This is a genomic window from Phascolarctobacterium faecium DSM 14760 (assembly GCF_003269275.1).
Lineage (GTDB): Bacteria > Bacillota > Negativicutes > Acidaminococcales > Acidaminococcaceae > Phascolarctobacterium > Phascolarctobacterium faecium.
Genome location: NZ_QLTS01000008.1, coordinates 51,298 through 72,567, shown reverse-complemented (window position 1 = coordinate 72,567; position 21,270 = coordinate 51,298). Strand labels below are relative to the sequence as shown.

Annotated in this window: 17 protein-coding genes and 1 tRNA gene; 5 read left to right on the top strand and 13 right to left on the bottom strand. The window is 43.2% G+C overall.

From position 1 onward, the window contains the following. Positions 1-199: 199 nt before the first annotated feature. Genes C8D73_RS08880 through C8D73_RS08870 form a run of 3 tightly spaced genes read right to left on the bottom strand, consistent with a single transcriptional unit; the run spans position 200 to position 4,746 of the window. Positions 200-3,076, bottom strand: a complete 2,877-nt coding sequence (locus C8D73_RS08880; RefSeq protein WP_113077961.1) for a filamentous hemagglutinin N-terminal domain-containing protein — start codon at positions 3,074-3,076, stop codon at positions 200-202. Positions 3,077-3,107: 31 nt separating this feature from the next. Beyond that, the gene (locus C8D73_RS08875; RefSeq protein WP_113077960.1) at positions 3,108-4,523 is read right to left on the bottom strand and encodes a ShlB/FhaC/HecB family hemolysin secretion/activation protein; all 1,416 of its coding nucleotides are present in this window, start codon (positions 4,521-4,523) and stop codon (positions 3,108-3,110) included. Further along, positions 4,474-4,746, bottom strand: a complete 273-nt coding sequence (locus C8D73_RS08870) for a hypothetical protein (protein ID WP_113077959.1) — start codon at positions 4,744-4,746, stop codon at positions 4,474-4,476. Before C8D73_RS08870 ends, C8D73_RS08875 begins: the two co-directional genes overlap by 50 nt. A gap of 459 nt (positions 4,747-5,205) precedes the next feature. Between C8D73_RS08870 and C8D73_RS08865 the strand changes: the two genes are divergently transcribed. From C8D73_RS08865 to C8D73_RS08855, 3 genes are all read left to right on the top strand, one after another. After that, positions 5,206-8,166, top strand: coding sequence for an EAL domain-containing protein (locus C8D73_RS08865; RefSeq protein WP_113077958.1), 2,961 nt, complete (start codon positions 5,206-5,208; stop codon positions 8,164-8,166). A 267-nt stretch (positions 8,167-8,433) separates the two neighbouring features. Beyond that, positions 8,434-8,991 carry a beta-class carbonic anhydrase gene (locus C8D73_RS08860; RefSeq protein WP_113077957.1) on the top strand — a complete coding sequence of 186 codons (558 nt, stop codon included), beginning with the start codon at positions 8,434-8,436 and terminating at the stop codon, positions 8,989-8,991. A 184-nt stretch (positions 8,992-9,175) separates the two neighbouring features. After that, on the top strand, positions 9,176-9,598 hold the full coding sequence (locus C8D73_RS08855) for a DUF2000 domain-containing protein (RefSeq protein WP_113077956.1): 423 nt from the start codon (positions 9,176-9,178) through the stop codon (positions 9,596-9,598). A gap of 101 nt (positions 9,599-9,699) precedes the next feature. Here the strand turns inward: C8D73_RS08855 and C8D73_RS08850 are convergent. Then, positions 9,700-9,775, bottom strand: a tRNA-Ala gene (locus tag C8D73_RS08850). A 183-nt stretch (positions 9,776-9,958) separates the two neighbouring features. Here C8D73_RS08850 and C8D73_RS08845 point away from each other — a divergent pair. After that, positions 9,959-11,302: an MATE family efflux transporter gene (locus C8D73_RS08845; protein ID WP_113077955.1), complete on the top strand. Its 1,344-nt coding sequence runs from the start codon at positions 9,959-9,961 to the stop codon at positions 11,300-11,302. 348 nt (positions 11,303-11,650) lie between these two features. After that, entirely contained in the window at positions 11,651-12,925 is a 1,275-nt protein-coding gene (locus C8D73_RS08840) for an SLC13 family permease (RefSeq protein WP_046430703.1), read from the top strand. Positions 12,926-12,972: 47 nt separating this feature from the next. Here the strand turns inward: C8D73_RS08840 and C8D73_RS08835 are convergent, their stop codons facing one another. The 9 genes from C8D73_RS08835 to hisG form a co-directional block, all read right to left on the bottom strand. Continuing rightward, positions 12,973-14,610, bottom strand: a complete 1,638-nt coding sequence (locus C8D73_RS08835) for a putative manganese-dependent inorganic diphosphatase (protein ID WP_113077954.1) — start codon at positions 14,608-14,610, stop codon at positions 12,973-12,975. A 114-nt stretch (positions 14,611-14,724) separates the two neighbouring features. Beyond that, the gene (gene hisIE / locus C8D73_RS08830) at positions 14,725-15,393 is read right to left on the bottom strand and encodes a bifunctional phosphoribosyl-AMP cyclohydrolase/phosphoribosyl-ATP diphosphatase HisIE (RefSeq protein WP_021717502.1); all 669 of its coding nucleotides are present in this window, start codon (positions 15,391-15,393) and stop codon (positions 14,725-14,727) included. Continuing rightward, entirely contained in the window at positions 15,393-16,151 is a 759-nt protein-coding gene (gene hisF, locus C8D73_RS08825) for an imidazole glycerol phosphate synthase subunit HisF (RefSeq protein ID WP_113077953.1), read from the bottom strand. Before hisF ends, hisIE begins: the two co-directional genes overlap by 1 nt. 1 nt (position 16,152) lies before the next feature. Then, positions 16,153-16,881 (bottom strand): 1-(5-phosphoribosyl)-5-[(5-phosphoribosylamino)methylideneamino]imidazole-4-carboxamide isomerase, encoded by a 729-nt coding sequence (hisA, locus tag C8D73_RS08820; protein WP_113077952.1) that lies wholly within the window; start codon positions 16,879-16,881, stop codon positions 16,153-16,155. Further along, the gene (hisH, locus tag C8D73_RS08815) at positions 16,878-17,489 is read right to left on the bottom strand and encodes an imidazole glycerol phosphate synthase subunit HisH (protein WP_113077951.1); all 612 of its coding nucleotides are present in this window, start codon (positions 17,487-17,489) and stop codon (positions 16,878-16,880) included. The genes hisA and hisH overlap by 4 nt, the downstream gene beginning before the upstream one ends. After that, on the bottom strand, positions 17,486-18,073 hold the full coding sequence (gene hisB / locus C8D73_RS08810) for an imidazoleglycerol-phosphate dehydratase HisB (RefSeq protein ID WP_113077950.1): 588 nt from the start codon (positions 18,071-18,073) through the stop codon (positions 17,486-17,488). Before hisB ends, hisH begins: the two co-directional genes overlap by 4 nt. Beyond that, complete coding sequence (locus C8D73_RS08805; protein ID WP_113077949.1) at positions 18,070-19,272, bottom strand: pyridoxal phosphate-dependent aminotransferase; 1,203 nt, start codon at positions 19,270-19,272, stop codon at positions 18,070-18,072. The genes hisB and C8D73_RS08805 overlap by 4 nt, the downstream gene beginning before the upstream one ends. Positions 19,273-19,276: 4 nt before the next feature. After that, positions 19,277-20,623, bottom strand: a complete 1,347-nt coding sequence (hisD, locus tag C8D73_RS08800; protein ID WP_113077948.1) for a histidinol dehydrogenase — start codon at positions 20,621-20,623, stop codon at positions 19,277-19,279. Beyond that, positions 20,614-21,270 carry an ATP phosphoribosyltransferase gene (gene hisG, locus C8D73_RS08795; RefSeq protein ID WP_113077947.1) on the bottom strand — a complete coding sequence of 219 codons (657 nt, stop codon included), beginning with the start codon at positions 21,268-21,270 and terminating at the stop codon, positions 20,614-20,616. Before hisG ends, hisD begins: the two co-directional genes overlap by 10 nt.

Here is a 21,270-nt window from a genome sequence, read left to right as displayed (position 1 = left end):
TTATATTTCAAATATTTTGCTATTTATATGAAATAATTATATATTTTATATAAAATTACGGCTTGTTATAGCTATAGTTCTACTTATTAGTACTCACCGTACAAATAAGTGGTTTTCAGAAAAGCAATATGCGAATTACGAGTAATTAAAAACTCACACCCCGGAAGATGTGAGTTTTTAATTACTTTTCTTCGTTATTCTATTCGTCCTGATCTTCGGTATCACTATCAGAAGACATACTCAAATCAGTATCGTTACCACCAGCCAGATTATCCATCTGACTACCTTGCACATCGCCTGTATCGGAACTGCGAGAATTGCTGTCAGCTTGTTCTTCCTGACCGGCACCATCTAAAATATTCTCGAAACCAGCACTAAAACTGCTGCCAGAACCACTTGCATTCAGGCTGTCATCACTGTTATGTATTTCAATTGTTCCGACACCAATATTCGTGTTTTCACCACTTGGATTTATTATTACAGGGGTATGCAGCTCAGAAGTTACAGCAGAGCTGCTACTATGATAATTATCCTCAAATTCAGGCAGTTTAGTAATATCATGCTCATCTTCAGACAGTTCTGGTGGATCAGGCGGTAGTGGCGGTGCCGGAAAGATATCTGCATAAGCCTTGCCAACACCTTTGTCGTTATACTTAGAAATATCGTAAGTATTGCCATCTTTATCGGTCGTCGCATAAACAGCCTTATCAGAAACAATTGCACCTGGTCCCCATCCTACTATCCCACCACAATACTGTGCATTACCGTCTGTAGCAATGACCTGCCCTAAATTCAGTGCATTCTCTACTATCCCTTCAACAGAATTACCAATAATTCCGCCTACCTGGTCCCTGCCTTGGACTGTACCTGTATTTAACACATTATCAATGCTTTTAGAAGATGTACCTACTCCTATAATCCCACCAACACTATTACCGCTACCGCTAACAGCACCACTGTTTTCAGCCCTACTGACAGATACACATCCAATACCGGCACTGGGAGGTCCTGACATAGACACGCCGCCCCCCATACCAACAATACCGCCTACTGCTGTTCTTCCTGTTATTGTCCCTGAATTATTGGTATTCTCTAAAAGCATATCATCATCACAATAATAATATCCTAAAATTCCCCCAACACTATCTAATCCGCTAATGTTACCATTGTTGATGGCATCGACAATTATTTGTCCAGAAGCATTACAGCCAATAACACCGCCGACATAACTATAACCTTTTACTGTACCTTCATTTTTTAATTCACTGACATAGTTGGAACCTTCAGCATCATTATAACCTAGTACACCACCAATATAATAGCTTGAACCAACACTCACACCATCGGTTACAAAAACACTTCCTTTATTAAGCGCTTTGCTCACAGTTCCGTTATTTTCACCAATAGCTCCGCCTACTTCACGAGCTCCGCCTACAAAACCTCTATTTTCAATATTATATACATAACCATTTACTTTATTTTGTCCACAAATCCCGCCGACAAGTTCATTTCCCTTAATACTTCCATCATTGATACCGTCAGAGATATTCCCATTATTCTGTCCAACAATTCCTCCAACAGTACTATTGCCACTAACAGAAGCATAGTTATGGACACTATTTATAATACCTGTATTAGCTCCGGCAATACCACCTACAGCACTATTATTTCCAGCATCAATTTTTCCTTTTAGTAAAATTCCATCAATAGTACCTGTAGAAGTATTTTGTCCAGCAATACCACCTATCCCAACACCGCCGCCAGTCAAATCAATTTCTGCATCTACATTTTTAACACTTCCAGCATTATAGCCAACTATGCCCCCTGTATAACCACCCGTACTATTAATAACTTTTATCTTGCCAACTATACCATCAATCTCCCCAAGACCCTTATAATTATACCCTGTAATGCCGCCGGAATAACCGCCGCTAGTATTATTTACTGTTATATCAACTTCAGCATTCTTTATTATTCCTGCATTAATGCCAACAATACCTCCGGTATATTTACTTGTTCCTGAAACAATACCACTTACTGCAACATTTTCAATTAACCCGTTATTCTGACCTACAACTGCTCCAACAGCCTGGTATCCACTAATATTACAATTGGATAAAGTAAGATTTCTGATTACACTGCCACTTGCAGTTTGTCCGAACAACCCTTTGTAGCTTCCATTTCCACCATTTACAATTACATTTTTTATCTCATTCTCCAGACCGTCAAAGGTTCCTTTAAACGTACTGTCAGCGCTGATGGGTATAAAACTATTAATGCTGCTAGCATCAATATCATTTTTTAAAGCATAATTGCCGCTTAGATTAGTATTAATGTCCTGCAGCTGCTCAGCATTTGTCACCCACATATAACCTTTTACACTCTGAGCTCCGCCATTGATATCAAAATTTTTATCCTTACCTGCATAACCGTTAGCATCATGAGCGGTATACCCCAACACAACGTTACCATTGGCAAAATCTCCGTTAATAACAGCATTGCTGCCGTCAAAATCATCTCCGCCCAATTTTATATTATCAGTATCTAAAACGATACGGCTGCCCTCAAAACGCAGTGTGTCTGCTTCCAGTTTACCCATATTGACAAGCTCAGCAGTTCCCGCTATCCCAAAATCACTGATACCAGCGCTGTTTTTAAAATTTTGTAAAGCTGTATCGACATCAGATAAGCTCTTAGTAGAAGCCGTCAGCGAACCAACATTTACCTGTGCCGTTTTACCAAACAAAATCCCATTGGGATTGATCAAAAAAACATGTACCCCTTGTCCATTCAAAGCGCCAAAAATCTCACTGCCCTGTCTGCCGGTAACATAATTCAAAATAGCGTTCATATTCTTAAAATTTACCGTTTCTCCAGCAGCAACATTAAAACTATCCCACTTTACCGACACGTTGCCTGTACCGGTAATATCCATCTGATTACCGCTGGACGTATAACTGCCGTTACCAGTAACTACCGTCCCACCCTGTGGCAATCCCCATGCGCAATTAGAAAAAGCCAAAGTGCTAACTACTATAGCGACCGTTGTTTTCCCTAGTCTCTGCCTGTTTTTCATCTTAATCCGCTCTTTTCCGCTCACGATATTCTTAAAACAATTTGTATAACCTGAACCATAACCTGCCGTTTTTATCTTCCGCCTCACTGCGATAAGATTCACCCTTTATCTTGCGTGCATAATCCAGTCTTGCGTACAAGCTGCGATCCAAGCTATAAACTGCGCCAATACCCCAACCTGCCAGCCTGCGATGCGGATCGGAGGTATCTCCGTCCTTTCGTGCCAAAACCTCACCTACATCAGCAAACAACGTCATACTCATACCTTTGACCGGAGTTTGATACCTTAATTCTGCCGTTGCCTGATAACCGCTGTCACCGCCTGCTTCACCCTGCGGATAGGCTCGCACCGCATCAGCACCCCCCAGATAAAACTGTTCACTGCTGTCTAGATTGCGGTTTGCTAGCTGTCCATGTGCAAAAATATAGAACTGTGTCACTTTGCTTAATTTACTGACATGATTAACATCAAAATTAAAGCGGCTAAAGCCGCCTTCCGTCCTGCTGAATTCATCAGCAGCCTGAGCTTCCCCGCTGCGCAGCTTTAAATTACCGGCACGTAAGACAGCACTGTAACCACTATAACTAACAGCACTTTGCAGACTTCCAGTCAGTCCAAGATGAAACACATCACTGCTTTTACGTGCCGTATAATCAAAAACACGCAGTTCATCATTCAAACGGTTATGCTCATAGCCGTAAATCAACCGTAAATTTCCGGATTTCCTGCCGCTTAAAGGCTGCGAACCATATAGGCTCACCGTTTTAGCCGTTCCTACAGCACCTGCCTGCGTAAAATAATCCCCTAAAGTATAATCCGACTCCGCGCAGCTGATACCTAAACGACCTCCCGTTCTATTAACCGCTGTTTCATAGCCTAAATTATAATTTTTCATCTTCTCATTACTAAGCATCCCGCCAATAACAAGCCTGTCCCCGCTGCGCAGCGGCTCATTAACAATGACCTGCATTCCGTAACGGTAACGTCCCGAATATTTACCGCCATAATTGTCAGTATAAACAGCGCCTTCCACAATTGGCGATGCCCCTAAAACAATTGTTAAACTGCTGCTGCCAATCTTATCACCAGGCTCTAAAATACCTTTGGCCTGCACACCGGGCAATGCATTCAGATTATTCAGCGTCATTTCTAAAATATCACTGCGTAACTGCATACCAGCATATAAATTTTTTAAAAACCCTTCCACAAAACGATCTTCAAGACTTGTAGAATTTTTCACTCTTAACTTATCCAATACCCCAGAAAAAACCTTAATTGTTACAATACCAGCCACAATATCCTGCCGAGGTAAAAATGCAGTTGCCACAGGATATCCCTGTTTTCTGTAATAGACAGATAAAGCTTTCGTCAACTGCTGCAAATCGTTAACAGCCAAATTACGTCCACTGTATTTTCCCAAAAGTGCCTTGGGGGGGCAAACACTCATCTATTCCACTAACATCAAGTTGGAATCTTTTAACATACACCATCGACTGCGATTTTTCCGCATGTTCCGAAATATCATCTTTATGTACAACGACACGCTGATTATTAAGCATATTATCAGACATCCCATTCTGCTGGACGTCACTGCTTGGAAGCTGGTTAGCAGCATAACATCCGATAGTCTGAGACAAGACATAAAGCATAATTACAACTTCTTTTTTCACCCCTGTCCATCTCCCCACTCTTCCAGTCATAATAATACCTATTATAAATTTTAGTTTCTATTTTAATCTATTATCCTACTAATGATTCAAAAAAGCAATTATTTCGAATAATAATATTAAAAATAATTAAATTATATGTATTTTATTATACATTTATTAGAATTTATATTTTAATCAAAAGACTATCAGAGATTATGTGCTGATTCTATTTATTTTAACTGCAGACTTTTCTGATTTATGCTGCAAGCTTCTATTACCCGTTCCAAATCGTTTGTCAATTTCTATAATAACTTACTAAAAGCTAACAAACCACTATAAAAAAACTAATATATTTTTATACTATAAAACCATAACAAAATATAGAAAATTTCTATTATTAATGATACAATATTTATATTATAACAAATTATTTTAATCTTATTGCAGTAAAAATTAGGTAATTATGGACGAGGTATATATATGAATACCAAGATCAAACAAACAATAGCTTTATTTTTTACAGTCATGTTATTGTTTGTTCTGGTGCTGCCACCACTATCCGCAGCCGCAGATGCAAGTCCTATTAAAGTAGGCTATTATGAGGACGGCGACTATATGTCCAAAAGTCAAAGCGGAGAATATAGCGGATATAATATTGAATATCTACAAAAAATTTCCAAACAATCAGGACTTCCTTTCGAAATGGTTGATATTGCAAGCTGGAATGCTGCATATGATATGCTGGTTAAAGGTGAAATCGATCTGCTGCCGGCAGTTTATCATTCAGAACAGCGGGCAGAGGAAATTTTCTTTTCCGGCCAACCAATGTGCAGTATTTATACTACCCTAAACGTTCGTATGAATGATCCACGCTATGATTATGAAGATTTTAAAGCTTTCCAGGGCATGAATGTCGGCATTATCCGCGGCGGAGTAGACGGCGAAAGGTTTAAAAGTTTTTGCCGTGAGCATAATCTTGTTTTAAATATTATTGATTATGACGAAACAAGTGTACTTTTAGAGGCACTTGATAATGGTACACTGGACGGTGTTGCCATTACCCACCTTGGAAAAAACAGTACTTTCCGCAGTGTAGCCCAGTTTTCTCCCAGTCCTTTATATTTTGCCGTAACCAAGACAAATCCCGAGTTACTGTCTGAAATCAACAAGGCCATGAATAATATTCTATTGGCTAATCCTGGTTACAGCCGGGATTTGTATGATAAGTATCTTGCCCCAAGCGTTAACCAAAAGCCTGTTTTTACTAAAGAAGAACTCCAATATATAAAACAGGCTGCACCGATATTAGTATCTTATGACCCTTCTTTTGCGCCTTTAACATACCAGAGTAAAAAAAGCGGGCAAATTACTGGCGTAACTGCAGATATTTTTGAATTTATTGCCAAAAACAGCGGTCTGCGTTTTGAATTTGAAGCACATAATCAAACTGAAGCTCTGCAACTTTTACAGCAGGGGAAAATATCTGCTTTGGCTTTATCTGACGGTGATTACCTTTGGGACGGTAGAAACAATATCAATTCCACACTTTATTATCTACGTGCACCTACCTCAATGATCACCAGATACGATTCAGATAAATTGGAAGTAATTGCTTTGCCTCAAGGGTATCAGCTTTCTGAAGCTATCAAGGCAGCAAATCCATATTATACCTTCAAATACTATCCTTCTATCGAAGACTGTCTTAACGCAGTTTTGCACAATAAAGCTGATGCTGCCTGTACAAACACTCATGTTGCCGGCGCTTATCTAAGCAGATCAGCTTACCAGGGTATGCGCACTATAACCTTAGCTCAGCCAATCAATGAAATGTGTGTAGGATTATCTGCGTCGGGCGATCCGAAGTTGTTTTCGATCATTAATAAGTGTATCCAATATCTTCCTACAGAGCAGGTAGACGCCTATCTTGTAACGCATTCTGCCAATACCAAAGAAGTCAGTATGCTGGAATTTATTGAGCAGCATCTTTGGCAGGTAGGCTGTATTGTGATACTGGTCCTGAGCATAATAATTCTGCTGATAGGCAGTAATTTAAGAAACGCTTTACGCAGTAACCGCCGTATTCAGGATCTGCTGTATAAGGATGAACTGACCGGTCTTTATAATATGAACGGATTCTATCAGAAATGGGAAGAAAATAACACTCCCTCCAAACAACAGTCTTTTGTTGTACTTTATAATGGTTTCTGGAAAAAGAAGGAAGAAAATAATCCCCCCAAAAAACAGCAGTCATTTGTTTTACTCTACAGTGATATTTGTCAGTTTAAATTTATCAACGATAACTTTGGTTTTGCTACGGGTGATCAGGTACTGCAAGCCAGCGGTAAAATATTACAGGAAATCCTGGAAGATGATGAATTCTGCGGAAGGATATCCTCCGACCATTTTGCTCTCCTGCTAAAGTATAATTGCTGGGAACACTTAGACAAACGCATGCAAAACTTTGTTAAAAAGCTGAATTGCTGGCGTAAAGCGAAAACCGATATTCCTTATAAAATTGATTTCGTATTTGGTGTTTGTCTGATTGAAAAAAATGCTACTATTGACCTTCATCAAAAACTTGATTTAGCCAATTATTCAAGACGCTACGCAAAAGATACTCCAGGCAGTTTTATTGTTTTATATGATGAAAAAATGCGTGCTCAGGCACTTTTAGCACAACAGTTGGAAAGCCGCTTAGATCAGGCTCTGCAGGAAAATGAATTTGTAGTCTATTATCAGCCCAAGGTTTCTATGAAAGATGGCTCCATTATAGGAAGCGAAGCTTTAATTCGCTGGAACCATCCTGACAAAGGTTTTCTGATGCCAGGCGTATTTATCCCTATCTTTGAGAAAAACGGTATGGTTAAAAAAGTTGACTTGTGGCTGTTTGAAGAAGTTTGTAAAACAATGCGCACTTGGTCAGAAAAAGGCTATCCGCTTTTCCCTGTTTCCTGCAATTTTTCAAGACTACATTTTCAACAAAGTGATTTCCCTGCACGAATCTGTGAAATCGCTGACCGTTGGAATGTTCCGCACCATCTTTTAGAATTGGAAATAACCGAAAGTGTCCTATTGGAAGAATCAACGACTATTGCAGAGGTTTTTCAGATACTTAAAGAAATGCAATTCAAAATAGCCATTGACGATTTCGGCTCCGGTTATTCATCTTTAGGTCAATTACAGCAACTGACTGCAGATGTTTTAAAACTAGACCGCAGCTTTGTAAGCCACGGAGTTGCAGGTATGCGTGAAAAAATAGTTGTCGGCAACGTAATCCATATGGCCGGAGAGCTTGGTATGCAGGTAATCTGTGAAGGTGTTGAAACACAGGCACAATCCATAACACTACAGGAAATTGGCTGTAAATATTCGCAGGGATTTTATTTTTACCGTCCTATGCAGCTGGAAAACTATGAAAAATTACTTGTTGCAGATAACTAAAAATACTGCAAAATAATCTATTGATAATTAAAATATAAAACACCGCAGAAATCTGCGGTGTTTTATATTTCTATGCTAAGTACAATAATGCACGTATTTTAATAATTCCACTTCTGTATAGACAAATGTAAACAAAACCTTACTAAATATCTTTCATTTCAAAAACAGTTGATAAATGATAAAATAAACATATGACAATTTCACTGATAATCTTAAATAAAATACACTTCATTTAAAAAAGTGCAAAAACCGAGGGGATGCGATAAAATGGCAACGCTGCTACAAGAGATATTGACAAACAACCATGAATTTTTGGCAAATAACAAGTATACAAAAGAAATATCCAAATATCCGCAGAAAAAGTTTGCCCTGCTCACTTGTATGGACACCAGACTTGTTGAACTGATCAACAAAGCACTGGGCATCCACCGAGGCGATGCAAAAATAATTCAAAATGCCGGAACCTCTTTAATCGGAGAAATGGGAGAAACCGTAAAAAGTCTTTTGCTAACCATCTATGTTTTTGATATCAAAGAAATTTTCATAGTCGGACATTATGATTGCGGTGTCGCTCTGACATCATCAAAAGACATATTACATAATATGAGAAGCAGAGGCGTCTCAGAACAGCAATTAAAACTGATTGAAAAAGATTTTCAAGTTTGGCTTGATCCTTACACCGACCCCACCAAAAATGTACTTACAGTCATTAAAAAACTTAAGGCAAATCCTTTTATTCCCAATGATATACCTATCCACGGACTTATCATTGACCCCCATACGGGTAAACTTGATCTTTTGGCAGATGGCTATAAAGAGATTTAAGACAAATCGTGCTCCCTGTTTTTTAGCGTCGTCAAATTTTTAGTTTTTATAATCACTATTCTAATATATCAACGTAATATTTTGGTCATTGCCAATATTCTACAAGACACCTCTTTACTTTATCGTTACAATAGTTTTGTAATGCTTGGAGCTTATAAAACATTGTATAGAAAAGAGGCTTATTATGAATCTGCAAAATGAAAAATGTGTCATCGTCGTTGACGAAGAGCTGCCGTTAGGAATTATTGCCAATACTGCTGTGATCTTAGGGATAACCCTAGGCAAAACCATGCCTGAAGCAGTCGGTCCTGATGTAATCGATCAGACAGAAAAGAGTCATCTCGGCATTATCAAATTCCCTGTTCCTGTCTTGAAAAGCTCTGCAGAAAAACTTAAATATATCAGGGAACAACTCTATCAAGACGATTTTCATGACCTGCTCGTTGTTGATTTTTCTGATTTAGCGCAGAGCTGTAAAACTTATGATGATTTTACTCAAAAAATGACTCAAGTACCGGAAAGCGCTTTAAAATATTTTGGTCTTGCAATCTGCGGCTCAAAAAAGAAGGTTGCTAAACTTACTGGAAGCCTGCCTTTATTACGATAATTTTATATTTTTGCCATTCAACTTTCAATGCCAACCCATTTATTTTCAAAACAAAAAATCCATGCAAACCGTAAAGTCTGCATGGATTCTACATTTTCAATTGGTGGAGACAAGCGGGATCGAACCGCTGACCTCTTGAATGCCATTCAAGCGCTCTCCCAGCTGAGCTATGCCCCCAAGACAATTAAGATTATAATAGAAAACAGCCTTACTTGTCAATATAATTGTAAAATATAACTCAAAAATATTGCAGTAGGTTAAGCACCGTGCTATAATGTATGACGCAAGCAAAGACGCCTGCCTTCCTGGGTCAAATCTGCCTTCAGGAAGGCAGATTTATTTTTTCAGGAGTGTTTGACAATGCGTTCTATCGAAACTACCGCGGCCAAGCTTTCTGTTTTCAAAATGACCTGGCCGATTTTCATTGAAATTTTGCTGCAGATGATGGTCGGCAATGTAGATCAATTCATGCTCAGTCATTATTCTCAAAAATCCGTTGCTGCCGTTGGTAACGCCAATCAAATCATCAACATCGTTATTATTGCCCTCAGCGTAATAAGTATGGCCGCAACAATCCTGATTGCCCAATACCGTGGTGCCGGTAATAAGGAAAAAGTCACGGAAGTTTGTACCGTAGCTCTTTTAACAAACTTCATTTTCGGACTTATCATCAGTTCAATTCTGTTTTGTTTCGACAACTTCTTTCTTGATCTGCTGGCCGTACCTGATGACATCCGGTCTGAAGCCGGCTTATTTCTACGCTATATCGGCTTGTTTATAGTGGTCCAGGCAGTATACATCTCTTTTATTTCTTTTTTCCGCGGTTATTCACTGCTAAAAGTAACGATGATGACTTCTATCATCATGAATGTTATCAATATTATCTGTAATGTTTTCCTTATTCATGGCTTCGGGCCCATCCCCCCCTTGGGAGTATTGGGAGTGACTATTTCAACCAACAGCAGTAAAGTACTGGGTCTGCTGCTGATTCTATATTTTTTCCGTCGTTTTATCAATCTGCCCTTGTCTTTTAAATATCTTCGTCCTTTTCCCAAAAAAACTTTGCACAATATCCTCTATCTGGGTCTGCCTTCAGGCGGTGAGTCGCTTTCGTATCAGCTGTCGCAGATGGTGATTATGAAATTTGTCAATCTGATGGGTTTAGTAGTCATAACGACCAAAATATATGCCTATATCATTGCTATGTTCTCATACATTTATTCGCAGGCTCTGGCAATGGCGACACAAATCATCGTTGGTTTTCTTCTAGGCCGCGGCGACCAGAAAGCAGTCAGCCAAAGAGTCTGGCAAACTGTGCGGTTAGCGGTGCTGATCAGCGGTACCCTGACAACGCTCTTATATTTCAACAGCGACCATATCTATGGTATCTTTACTGATAACCCCGAAGTGCTGGAGTTGGGACGCCACATCTTTCTCATTGAAATTTTTCTGGAAATCGGCCGTGCCGTCAACATGGTTATGGTCATGTCACTGCAGGCTGCCGGTGACATCAAAGGTCCTGTAACAATAGGCTTGCTTTCCATGTGGCTGGTTTCCGTATCAGGTGCCTACTTTTTTGGTATCGTCCTCGATTTTGGCTTGATAGGTATCTGGATCGCTATGATGATGGATGAATGTTTAAGGGCACTGATATTTATTTATCGCTGGCACAGTGGAGTCTGGCGTCACAAAAATCTTATTTAAAAGCAAAAAGAACGCAGATATTTTATCTGCGTTCTTTTTACTTTTAAATTAATCTATATAGTTTTAATCTTATCAATTATTTTTAATAATAAAAATATAAATCGGTTAATTATTAAAAATTATTTATTTATTTTCAAATCACCAATTATTTATTTCTTTTAAATAAGTTATACAATGTTGATATTTCGTATCATTCATCTAAGAAATAAGTAAAATTCAGGTAAAACTTTTTGTAAAAATGAATAATTATAATAAATTTTACTTAAAAATGTTGCCGTCGCAACAGAGGAGATTTTCAAAATTTGCTATTCTGTTAACGCATTTTAAAATTTTAAAAGGAGGAATAATATGTCCCAAGCAGTAAAATGTTTAATTTTGTTGGCAGTAGTTGCTCTCTTATTCGTAACTGAACTTATTCCCTTGGCAATTACTGCAACGGCAGGCGCGATTTCCTGCGGCCTGTTAGGTTTTATTCCTGCAAAACAGGTATTCTCGGGTTTATCCGACTCTACGGTAGTCTTGTTTGCAGGTATGTTCGTCGTAGGTGCTTCCATGTTCTACACCGGTCTTGCTCAAAAAATCGGCGGTGTAGTAGTAAAAATGTGTGGTACAGGCGAGAACAGCTTGATGTTTGGCTTAATGATGGTCGGTACGGTTTTATCTTCCTGCCTGTCCAATACTGGTACTGCAGCCTGCCTGCTGCCAGTTGCGCTCGGTATTTGTGCCGCAGCTAAGATCCCAGCTTCCCGTCAACTGATGCCTCTGGCATTTGCCTGCGGTTGGGGCGGTATCATTACTATGGTAGGCACGCCGCCTAATATTATTGCAGTCGGCGCTATGACCTCTGCCGGTCTTGAACCTTTTGGCTTCTTTGAATTTGCCTGGATCGGTATTCCGGTTTCTATTGCTGGTATGCTGTACATGATGTTCGTAGGCAAATACCTGCTTCCGAAAGTAGATCTTTCTGCTGACCAGGAAATTGAACAGGAAATCGAAGCCGCTTCCACTTCTTCTACCAAACAAATCATCTCCGGAGTCATCCTTGCTTTGGTTATCATCACCATGGCTGTTGGTATCCCTGGCGTATCTTTGGAAATCGCTGCTATCACCGGCGCGCTTGTTTGCGTACTGACCGGCTGCCTGACCGAAAAACAAGCTTATGCTTCTATCGACTGGGTAACCATCTTCCTGTTCGCAGGTATGATGCCTGTTTCAGCAGCTATGGATACTACCGGCGCCGGCGCTTTGATAGCTGACTGGACCGTCGGCCTGATGGGCGGAAGTCCGTCTCCTTTAGTAGTGACCGCTATTCTGTTCATTCTGTCCTGCGGTCTGACCCAATTTATGTCCAACACTGCTTCAGCAGCTTTGCTGTGTCCGATCGGTATTGCTATTGCTAAACAGCTTGGCGCTGATCCGAAAGCAGTATTGATGGCGATCGCAGTTGCTGCTTCTTGTGCTTTTGCAACTCCGGTAGGCACTCCTCCGAATACTTTGGTACTTGGCCCCGGCGGCTACAAATTCATGGACTACGTAAAATGCGGTACCGGCCTCGTTATCGTAGCCTTTATCGTATCCCTGGTTGTAATCCCAGTTGTTTGGCCTTTCTTCCCTGCTAATTAACAGTAAAAAAAGACTGCTTCTTTAAGAAGCAGTCTTTTTTCTATAATTCAGTCCTGTTTTCTAAAGGCTTCTGTCAAGGGCGGAATGATTTGTTTTTTACGGCTCAAAACGCCTGGCAGGTGATAGCATCCTTCCGCAGCAGCTTCGCCAAAAGCGTGAACAAGCTGTGTCTGAGGACTTCCTGCAGCTAAAAGATCTGTCGCTTCACCCAAAATATCAGTAACCATCAGCAGCGACAGGTCATAACCTTCCTGCTTACGAAATTCATTAAGAGCTTTCTGCAGTTCTCCTAACCGTTCTAAAGCCTGCTGCCGATCCATAATATTGATCTGACTGACCGTAATCCGGTGTTCGCCAAAATCGAATTCCTTAATATCATTACGCACAATATCCTGCACCGGCATCGTACCAATAGCAGAACCATGACGCAGTACTTCCATCGCAAAAGCTTCCGCATCCTCGATGCCGGCCTGCTCTGCCAAACGTTTAGCAGTATCCTGGTCAAAAAGAGTCGCAGTAGGAGAACGGAAATACAAAGTATCAGAAACTATAGCCGCAAATAAAATACCTGCCAAAGCCGGCGGCAGTTCGATACCTCTGTGCCAGGTAAGGTTGGCAACGATAGTAGCAGTTGAACCTACAGGCTCCTGTCTGATAAAGATCGGCGCGCCTGTCGTCAGCCCGCCCAGCCGATGGTGGTCAATGATTTCCAGCAAATGCGCTTCTTCAATGCCTTCCACCGCCTGACTGCGTTCATTATGGTCGACTAAAATAACCTCCTGACGATCGGGAACCAGCATCATACCACGATCCATCATCCCTACATATTTACCACGCTCCAACACCGGGTAACTGACAAATTTTGCCGCCAGCATCTTTTCTCTGACATCAGAAAGTAAGTCTGTCGTTTTCAGAGTCACAAGGTTTTTCGTCATCACCAGCCTGACCTGAATGCTCTGATTGATCAGCCGGGCCGTAGTATAAGTGTCATAAGGCGTGCTGATGACAACAGCCTTATAACGCAGGGCCGTCTGCAGTACGATTGGCGTTATTTCCGTATCCCGCGTCAGAATCAAACCTGCGGCGCCGGCCTCCAGTACTGCCAGCTGCGCCTCAACTCTGTCACCGATGATAACCAAATCTCCATTTTTAATTGCCGTGCTAAGTGTTTCAGGCTCCGAAGCCCCAATTTTGATCTTACCATTAAAGGTATGTGTCAGATCACCGCAGATCAGCTGACCATCTAAAGTATGGACAATACTTCTGTAATCTGTTTCGCCGTCGTCCAGATCTTGAATTGACAGCTCATTATAATAACGTTTCGCCAGGTCGCCGACAGTAATGATGCCGACGATATTATTTTCCTGATCCAATACCGGTACGGATTTTAAACCTTCGTGCTCTACAAAAAGCCTGCCCACATCACGCAGTGACGCATCTGGCCCCACTGTCGGCGGCTGCGCCAGGCGTATATCACTTAACCGCGGATACAGATCATCTACTAATTTCGGTACCGGTACGCCAAAATGTTCCAGCACAAACTGTGTTTCCGGATTGATCTTGCCTGCACGTGCCGGAACTGCGTTCAAACCCAGCTGCTGCTTTAAATAAGCATAGGCGATGGCAGAACAGACCGAATCCGTGTCTGGATTACGGTGACCGATAACTAAAACCGTTTTTTCCATGCTTCCACCTTCTTATCCCCGTATTTCTTACTTGTCATTGTAGCACAAAATAAAACTGTCAGCAGTAAATTTTAAGCAAAGAAACCTCCCGCAGACTGCAGAAGGTTTCTTTTTTTAATATTTACTGTTATTTTCTTTACTGCGGCGACCACCCAATTCGTTCAGCAGTTCTGCCGGATTGATATTATGATATGCCAGAAGCACTAAACAATGATACCACAAGTCGGACATCTCATACAAAACCTCTTTGCCGTTATTATTCTTGGAAGCAATGATAGTTTCTGCAGCTTCTTCGCCGACCTTTTTCAAAATCTTATCCTGGCCTGACATAAACAGGTAACGGGTATAAGATTTTTCGCCGCCATGAACGCGTTTGTCCTGAATGACGCGGTACAATTCAGCCAAAATACCGTGAATACCATCCGGTTCAGGTACCGGCAGATTTCTGCCCGCACCGCTGTTCCATAATGGATAACTGAAACAGGAATAATTTCCTGTATGGCAGGCTGCACCTTTTTGTTCAACCTTTACCAGCAGACTGTCACCATCACAATCATAATCAATACTGACGACCTTCTGCACATGGCCGCTGCTAGCGCCTTTGTTCCACAGCTCCTGACGGCTGCGACTCCAAAACCAGGTATAACCGGTTTCCACAGTCTTCGCCAGTGATTCGCCGTTCATATAGGCCAGCATCAGCACGGCATTGGTTGCTGCATCCTGAATAATGGCCGGAATCAAGCCTTTTTCATCAAATTTTATTTTAGAAAAATCTACTTGCATTATAATCTCACCTCTAAACCTTTAGACCGCAGGTATTCTTTGACCTGCCTGATAGTAAACTCTTTATAATGAAAGACTGATGCCGCCAAAACGGCATCGGCTTTACCTTCCGTCAAAACATCATAGAAGTGTTCCAGCTTACCTGCGCCGCCGCTGGCTATCACAGGTACCTTCACCGCTTCGGCAACCGTCCGGGTCAGTGGTATATCATAGCCGTTTTTTGTACCGTCAGCATCCATACTGGTCAGTAAAATCTCGCCGGCGCCCAATTCTGCCGCCGTTCTGACCCAGTCCAGTACATCAATTCCCGTAGGGGTACGTCCGCCATGTACATAAACTTCCCATTTATCTGTACCGCAGCGTTTTGCATCTACAGCTAAAACGATGCACTGGCTGCCAAACAGCTTTGCACCATCAGCAATCAGCTGCGGATTTTTTACTGCCGCCGTATTTACAGAAATTTTATCAGCACCTGCATTCAGAGCATTACGAATATCCTGCACCGTGCTGATCCCACCGCCAACTGTCAGCGGCATAAAAACCTGTCCCGCCGTACGGTTTATGACATCCAGCATAGACTTACGCTGCTCGACAGACGCAGTGATATCAAGAAAAACCAGCTCATCGGCAGCTTCAGTGTCATATAAGGCCGCCAGTTCAACAGGATCACCGGCATCACGCAGTTCCACAAAATTAGTGCCTTTGACTACATGCCCTTCTTTTACATCCAGACAGGGAATAATTCTTTTGGTATGCATCTCATACCTCCTTTGCGACCCGCAGAGCCTCCAGCAGGTCAACAGCTCCGGTATAAATGGCCTTCCCTATGATGCAGCCCTCGATCCCAGAGGAGGACCGCTGCTGCAGCCGGCGTATATCTTCCAACGATGCCACACCGCCGCTGGCAATGACTTTAACACCGCAGGCTTTTGCCAAAGCGGCAGTGGCTTCTACATTCACCCCACTCAGCTTACCGTCACGGCTGATATCAGTAAAAATAATATGCTCGACCCCGATAGCAGCCATTTTTAGAGCCAACTCTACAGCATCAATACCACCGCTGACACCCCAGCCTTCGATAGCGGCTTTCCCGTCTTTAGCATCGATACCTACAACAACCTGACCAGGAAATTCCCGACAGGCTTCAGCAACCAGCTGCGGTTCCCGCACTGCTGCTGATCCAAGAATCACACGGCTGACCCCCAGTTCCAGTAATTCTGCTACAGCTGCCATATTTCTGATTCCGCCTCCTACCTGCACTGGCATAGAAGCGTGCTCCAGGATTTTTTGGATTACCGGCAGATTACGTCCTGCACCGGCCAAAGCACCGTCTAAATCGACGACATGTAAATATTCGGCTCCGACTGCCGACCAGCGGGCAGCCATTTCCGAAGGATCATCAGCAAAAACAGTTTCCTGGTCAAAACGACCTTCCGTCAATCTGACGCAGCGGCCGCCGCGGATATCTATAGCAGGAAAAATTATCATGGCTGCCACTCCTTAAAAGCGCGCAGCAGGCCAAGGCCTGCCCGGCTTGATTTTTCTGGATGGAACTGAAAAGCCTGTACACTGCCGCTGCCGACGGCAGCCGTTACTTCCATACCATAATCACATACGGCAGTAATGAGCTCTTGCTGCTGCGGCTCAACATGAAAGCTGTGCACAAAGTACACATATTCATCTCCTGCTTCCTGCAGCAGCGGCGAACTGCTGCGTAAACTCAGCTTGTTCCAGCCCATATGCGGTATTTTCAAAGCGGTATCCAGTCTGCGCACCTGCCCTTGAAAATAGCCCAGACCTTTCACTCCGGGAGCTTCATCACTGCCTTCAAACAAAACCTGCATTCCCAGGCAGATACCTAAAAACGGTCTGCCGCTGTGCAAATATTTCTGCAGTATCGGTACCAGACCGCTGCGCTGCAGATTAGCCATGCAATCGCCAAAAGCCCCTACTCCCGGTAAAATCAGTTTATCAGCCTGTGCAATAACTGCGGCATCACTGGAAATAACCGGGTCGCCGCCAACAACAGCGATCGCTTTATTAACACTGTGCAGGTTTCCCATCCCATAATCAACAATGACTATCTTCGAACTCATAAAGCCCCCTTGCTGCTCATCACGCCCTGAACGCGCGGATCTGCAGCTACTGCCTCTGCCAGCGCACGGGCAAAAGCTTTAAAAACCGCCTCAATAATATGATGTACATTTTTACCATACAAGACGCGAATATGCAGAGTCATGCCGCTGGCCACGGCTACGGCGCGGAAAAATTCCTCAGTCATTTCTGTATCGTAGTTACCCAAAGTTATTTTAGGAATTTCGGCTTCAAAAACCAGGTACGGCCGCCCGGAAAAATCCAGTACTACCTGTGCCAAAGCCTCATCCATTGGAATAAAACAACTGCCATAGCGGTGAATACCGCTTTTATCGCCAACAGCCGCTTTAAGAGCTTCTCCTAAAACGATGCCGCAGTCCTCAACCGTATGGTGACAGTCAACCTGCAGATCTCCCTGTGCTTTCACCTGCAAATCAAGAAAACCATGCTTGGCCAGCAGTGTCAGCATATGATCAAAAAAACCGACGCCTGTAGCGATATCCGCTTTCCCGCTGCCATCAAGCCCAATACTGACACTGACCGCAGTTTCTAAAGTTTTTCGTTCTTTAACTGCCTGCCGCATCATATTGCCTCCTCTCCGCATAAGCGCTGCAGCCGGCTGATGATTTCAGCATTTTCCAGCGGCAGGCCTACCGTGATCCGCAGGCATCCCTGCAATACAGGATGACTGGTATAATCGCGCACCAAAATTTTCTTCTCCAGCAGTTTGCGGTATAAGTACATTCCTGCCAGCATCTGCTGTGTTTTTTCACCCTGGCTGCCATATTGCTGCTCGCAGGCAGCCGCTAAACGGGCAGTCAGTTCGCCCTGCGGGCAACAGGTCAGAAAATTCGTTGCGGACGGCCAGATTTTCAAGCCCATTTGCTCCAGTTGTTCCCGCATCAGATCACGCTGCTCGATAATAGTTTCCAGTTGTTCTTTATATAAGTCTTTTTGGCGGTAAACCTCTTCCGCTACAGCTAAAGACCAGGCATTAACATGATAAGGCAGCAGTGTTTTTCCCAAAACACGCATGATACCGGCACTGCCGACAGCATAACCTACACGCAGTCCAGCCAGTCCGTAAGCTTTAGAAAAAGTACGTAAGCACATAAAATTACTGTATTTACCTGTCAGAGCCAAAGTCGAACCTGCTACCAGCTTTAATTTATTCAGCGGGCGCAGATCCTGCGGATCAACGCCGCTGCCTTTAGCAAACTCCATATAGGCTTCATCCATTACTACCGGGCAGCTGACATTTGCTAAAATCTTCTCCATTACTTCAAGCGGATTATAATTTCCCGTCGGATTGTTTGGATTGCAGACAATCAACAGCGCCGGCTGCTCTGCCCTGCAAAATTCGATGACCTTATCTGGATCGACATATCCCGTCAGCGTCAGCGGATACGGTGCGGCTATACTGTCGGCCAGCTTGGTATAAACGCCATACATAGAAAAGGACGGATACGGAAAAGCGATTTTACGTCCATTGCCGCCAAAAGCATAACAGGCCATTTGCAAAAGTTCACTGGAACCGTTGCCGATTCTGATATTGTCTGCATCCAGCGCCAGATCTTCAGCAATCAGCCCGCGCAGCGTTTCAGCCTGCATCGGCGGATAACGGTTAAAAGGAAACCCGGCCAGCTTCGCCGCTACAGCCTGCTCAATCGGCCGCGGCAGATTATAATTACTTTCGTTGGCATTGACGATAATATCGGCAGCCACATGTTCTACAGCATATTCTTCCAATTCTTCCAAGCCGGTCCTGGCATTAAATCCAGCCATCTCCTCACCTCTTTTCCATACGCACGCGGATAGCGTTAGCATGCGCCTGAAGCCCTTCAGCTTCAGCCATTTTAATAACGTCACTGCCCACAGCAGTCAAGGCGCCCTGCGTATAAGCAATGATACTTGTTTTCTTCATAAACGTCTCCACATTCAGAACTGAGTAGAAACGGGCAGTGCCGCCGGTAGGCAGAATGTGGTTCGGTCCTGCGTAATAATCGCCCAAAGGCTCCGGTGAATAAGCGCCCAAAAAGATCGCACCGGCATTACGCAGATAAGGCAGCAGAGCAAAAGGCTCTTTCGTCATAACCTCCAAATGCTCCGGTGCTGATATATTCGCCATCTCAATTACTGTTTCCATATCAGACGCAATAATGATCTTGCCATGATTTGCTAAAGACAATGCAGCGATCTCCTGCCGCGGCAAAGCAGCAAGCTGCATCTCAAGCTCTGCTGCAACAGCATTGCCCAACAGCTCACTGTCCGTAACTAAAATAGCGCTGGCCAGAGGATCATGTTCCGCCTGGCTCAAAAGGTCAGCTGCCAGATATTTAGGATCAGCGCCATCATCGGCTATAATCAATATTTCGCTGGGACCTGCCAGCATATCAATGTCGCAGTGTCCGTAAACAGCTTTTTTAGCCAGCGTCACAAAAATATTGCCCGGGCCGGTAATTTTTTCAACCTTTGGTACAGTTTCCGTACCAAAAGCTAACGCAGCAATGGCCTGTGCACCGCCCATTTTATAAATTTCCCTGATACCTATTAATTCAGCCGTAACCAGCACATAAGGATTGACTTTGCCATCACGTCCGGGCGGTACTGCCATCACGATCCGTGGTACTCCTGCTACTGTAGCCGGTACAGCATTCATAATCACCGAAGAAGGATAAGCCGCAGTTCCACCGGGGACGTAGATACCCACAGAGTCAACAGGAGTTACCTTCTGTCCCAGCATAGCACCGCATTCACGGTTAGTCAGCCAGGTTTTTGGCAGCTGTTCTTCGTGAAAGCGACGCACATTTGCAATAGCACGTTCTATGGCTTCTACCACTTCGGCATCAGCTGATTGTCGGGCTTCTGCAAATTCAGCCTTGCTGACCCGGATATTTTGGACACTCAAGCCTGCTTTATCTATCAGATTAGTATAATAAAGCAGCTTTCCATCACCGCCGGCCCTTACGTCAGTCACAATTCTTTCGACGACCTGGGCTGCTGTCAGCGGCGCACCAAACATAGCGGTAACACCTGCCTGTACTCCGGGGGACAGCTCACATTCATCAAAAGCTTTTTTCTGCATCAAAGCTGCTATTTCAACAGCACTCATTCCTCTGGCATCTGTTACTTGCATTGCTCTTCCTCCTCATCCAGTACCTTACGCAAATCTCGGACCAGTTTATCCAGACGGTCAAATTTCAATTTAAAGCTCACCCTGTTGGCAATCAGTCTTGCTGTCGCCGTATAGATGGAATCTACCTCCACCAATTTATTCTCTTTCAGGGTACGGCCTGTTTCCACAATATCAACGATCAGCTCCGACAATCCAACCATCGGCCCCAGTTCAATCGAGCCGTTAAGCTTGATGATCTCGGTCTGAATCCCAAGACTGCGAAAATACTCCTGGGCACAGTTCGGATATTTAGTTGCTACCCGCAGATGCGCATAATCAGTCAGTCTGGGCCGCTGCATCTGCTCAGGAACTGCCAGCATCAAACGACAGCGTCCATATTTCAGATCCAGCAGCTCATATACGTCCTTGCGTTCTTCCAGCAGCACATCTTTACCAATGATCCCGATATCGGCAGCACCGTATTCTACATAGGTCGGCAAATCGACAGTTTTAGTAATTATAAAGCGCACCTTGCTATCCTCGTTACTGATAACAAGTTTGCGCGAATCTTCAGTTACGTTATCAGCACTATAGCCTACTTTATACAGCAGCTCTACTGATCTTTGAAACAGCTTGCCCTTCGGCAACGCTACGGTAATATAATCCAT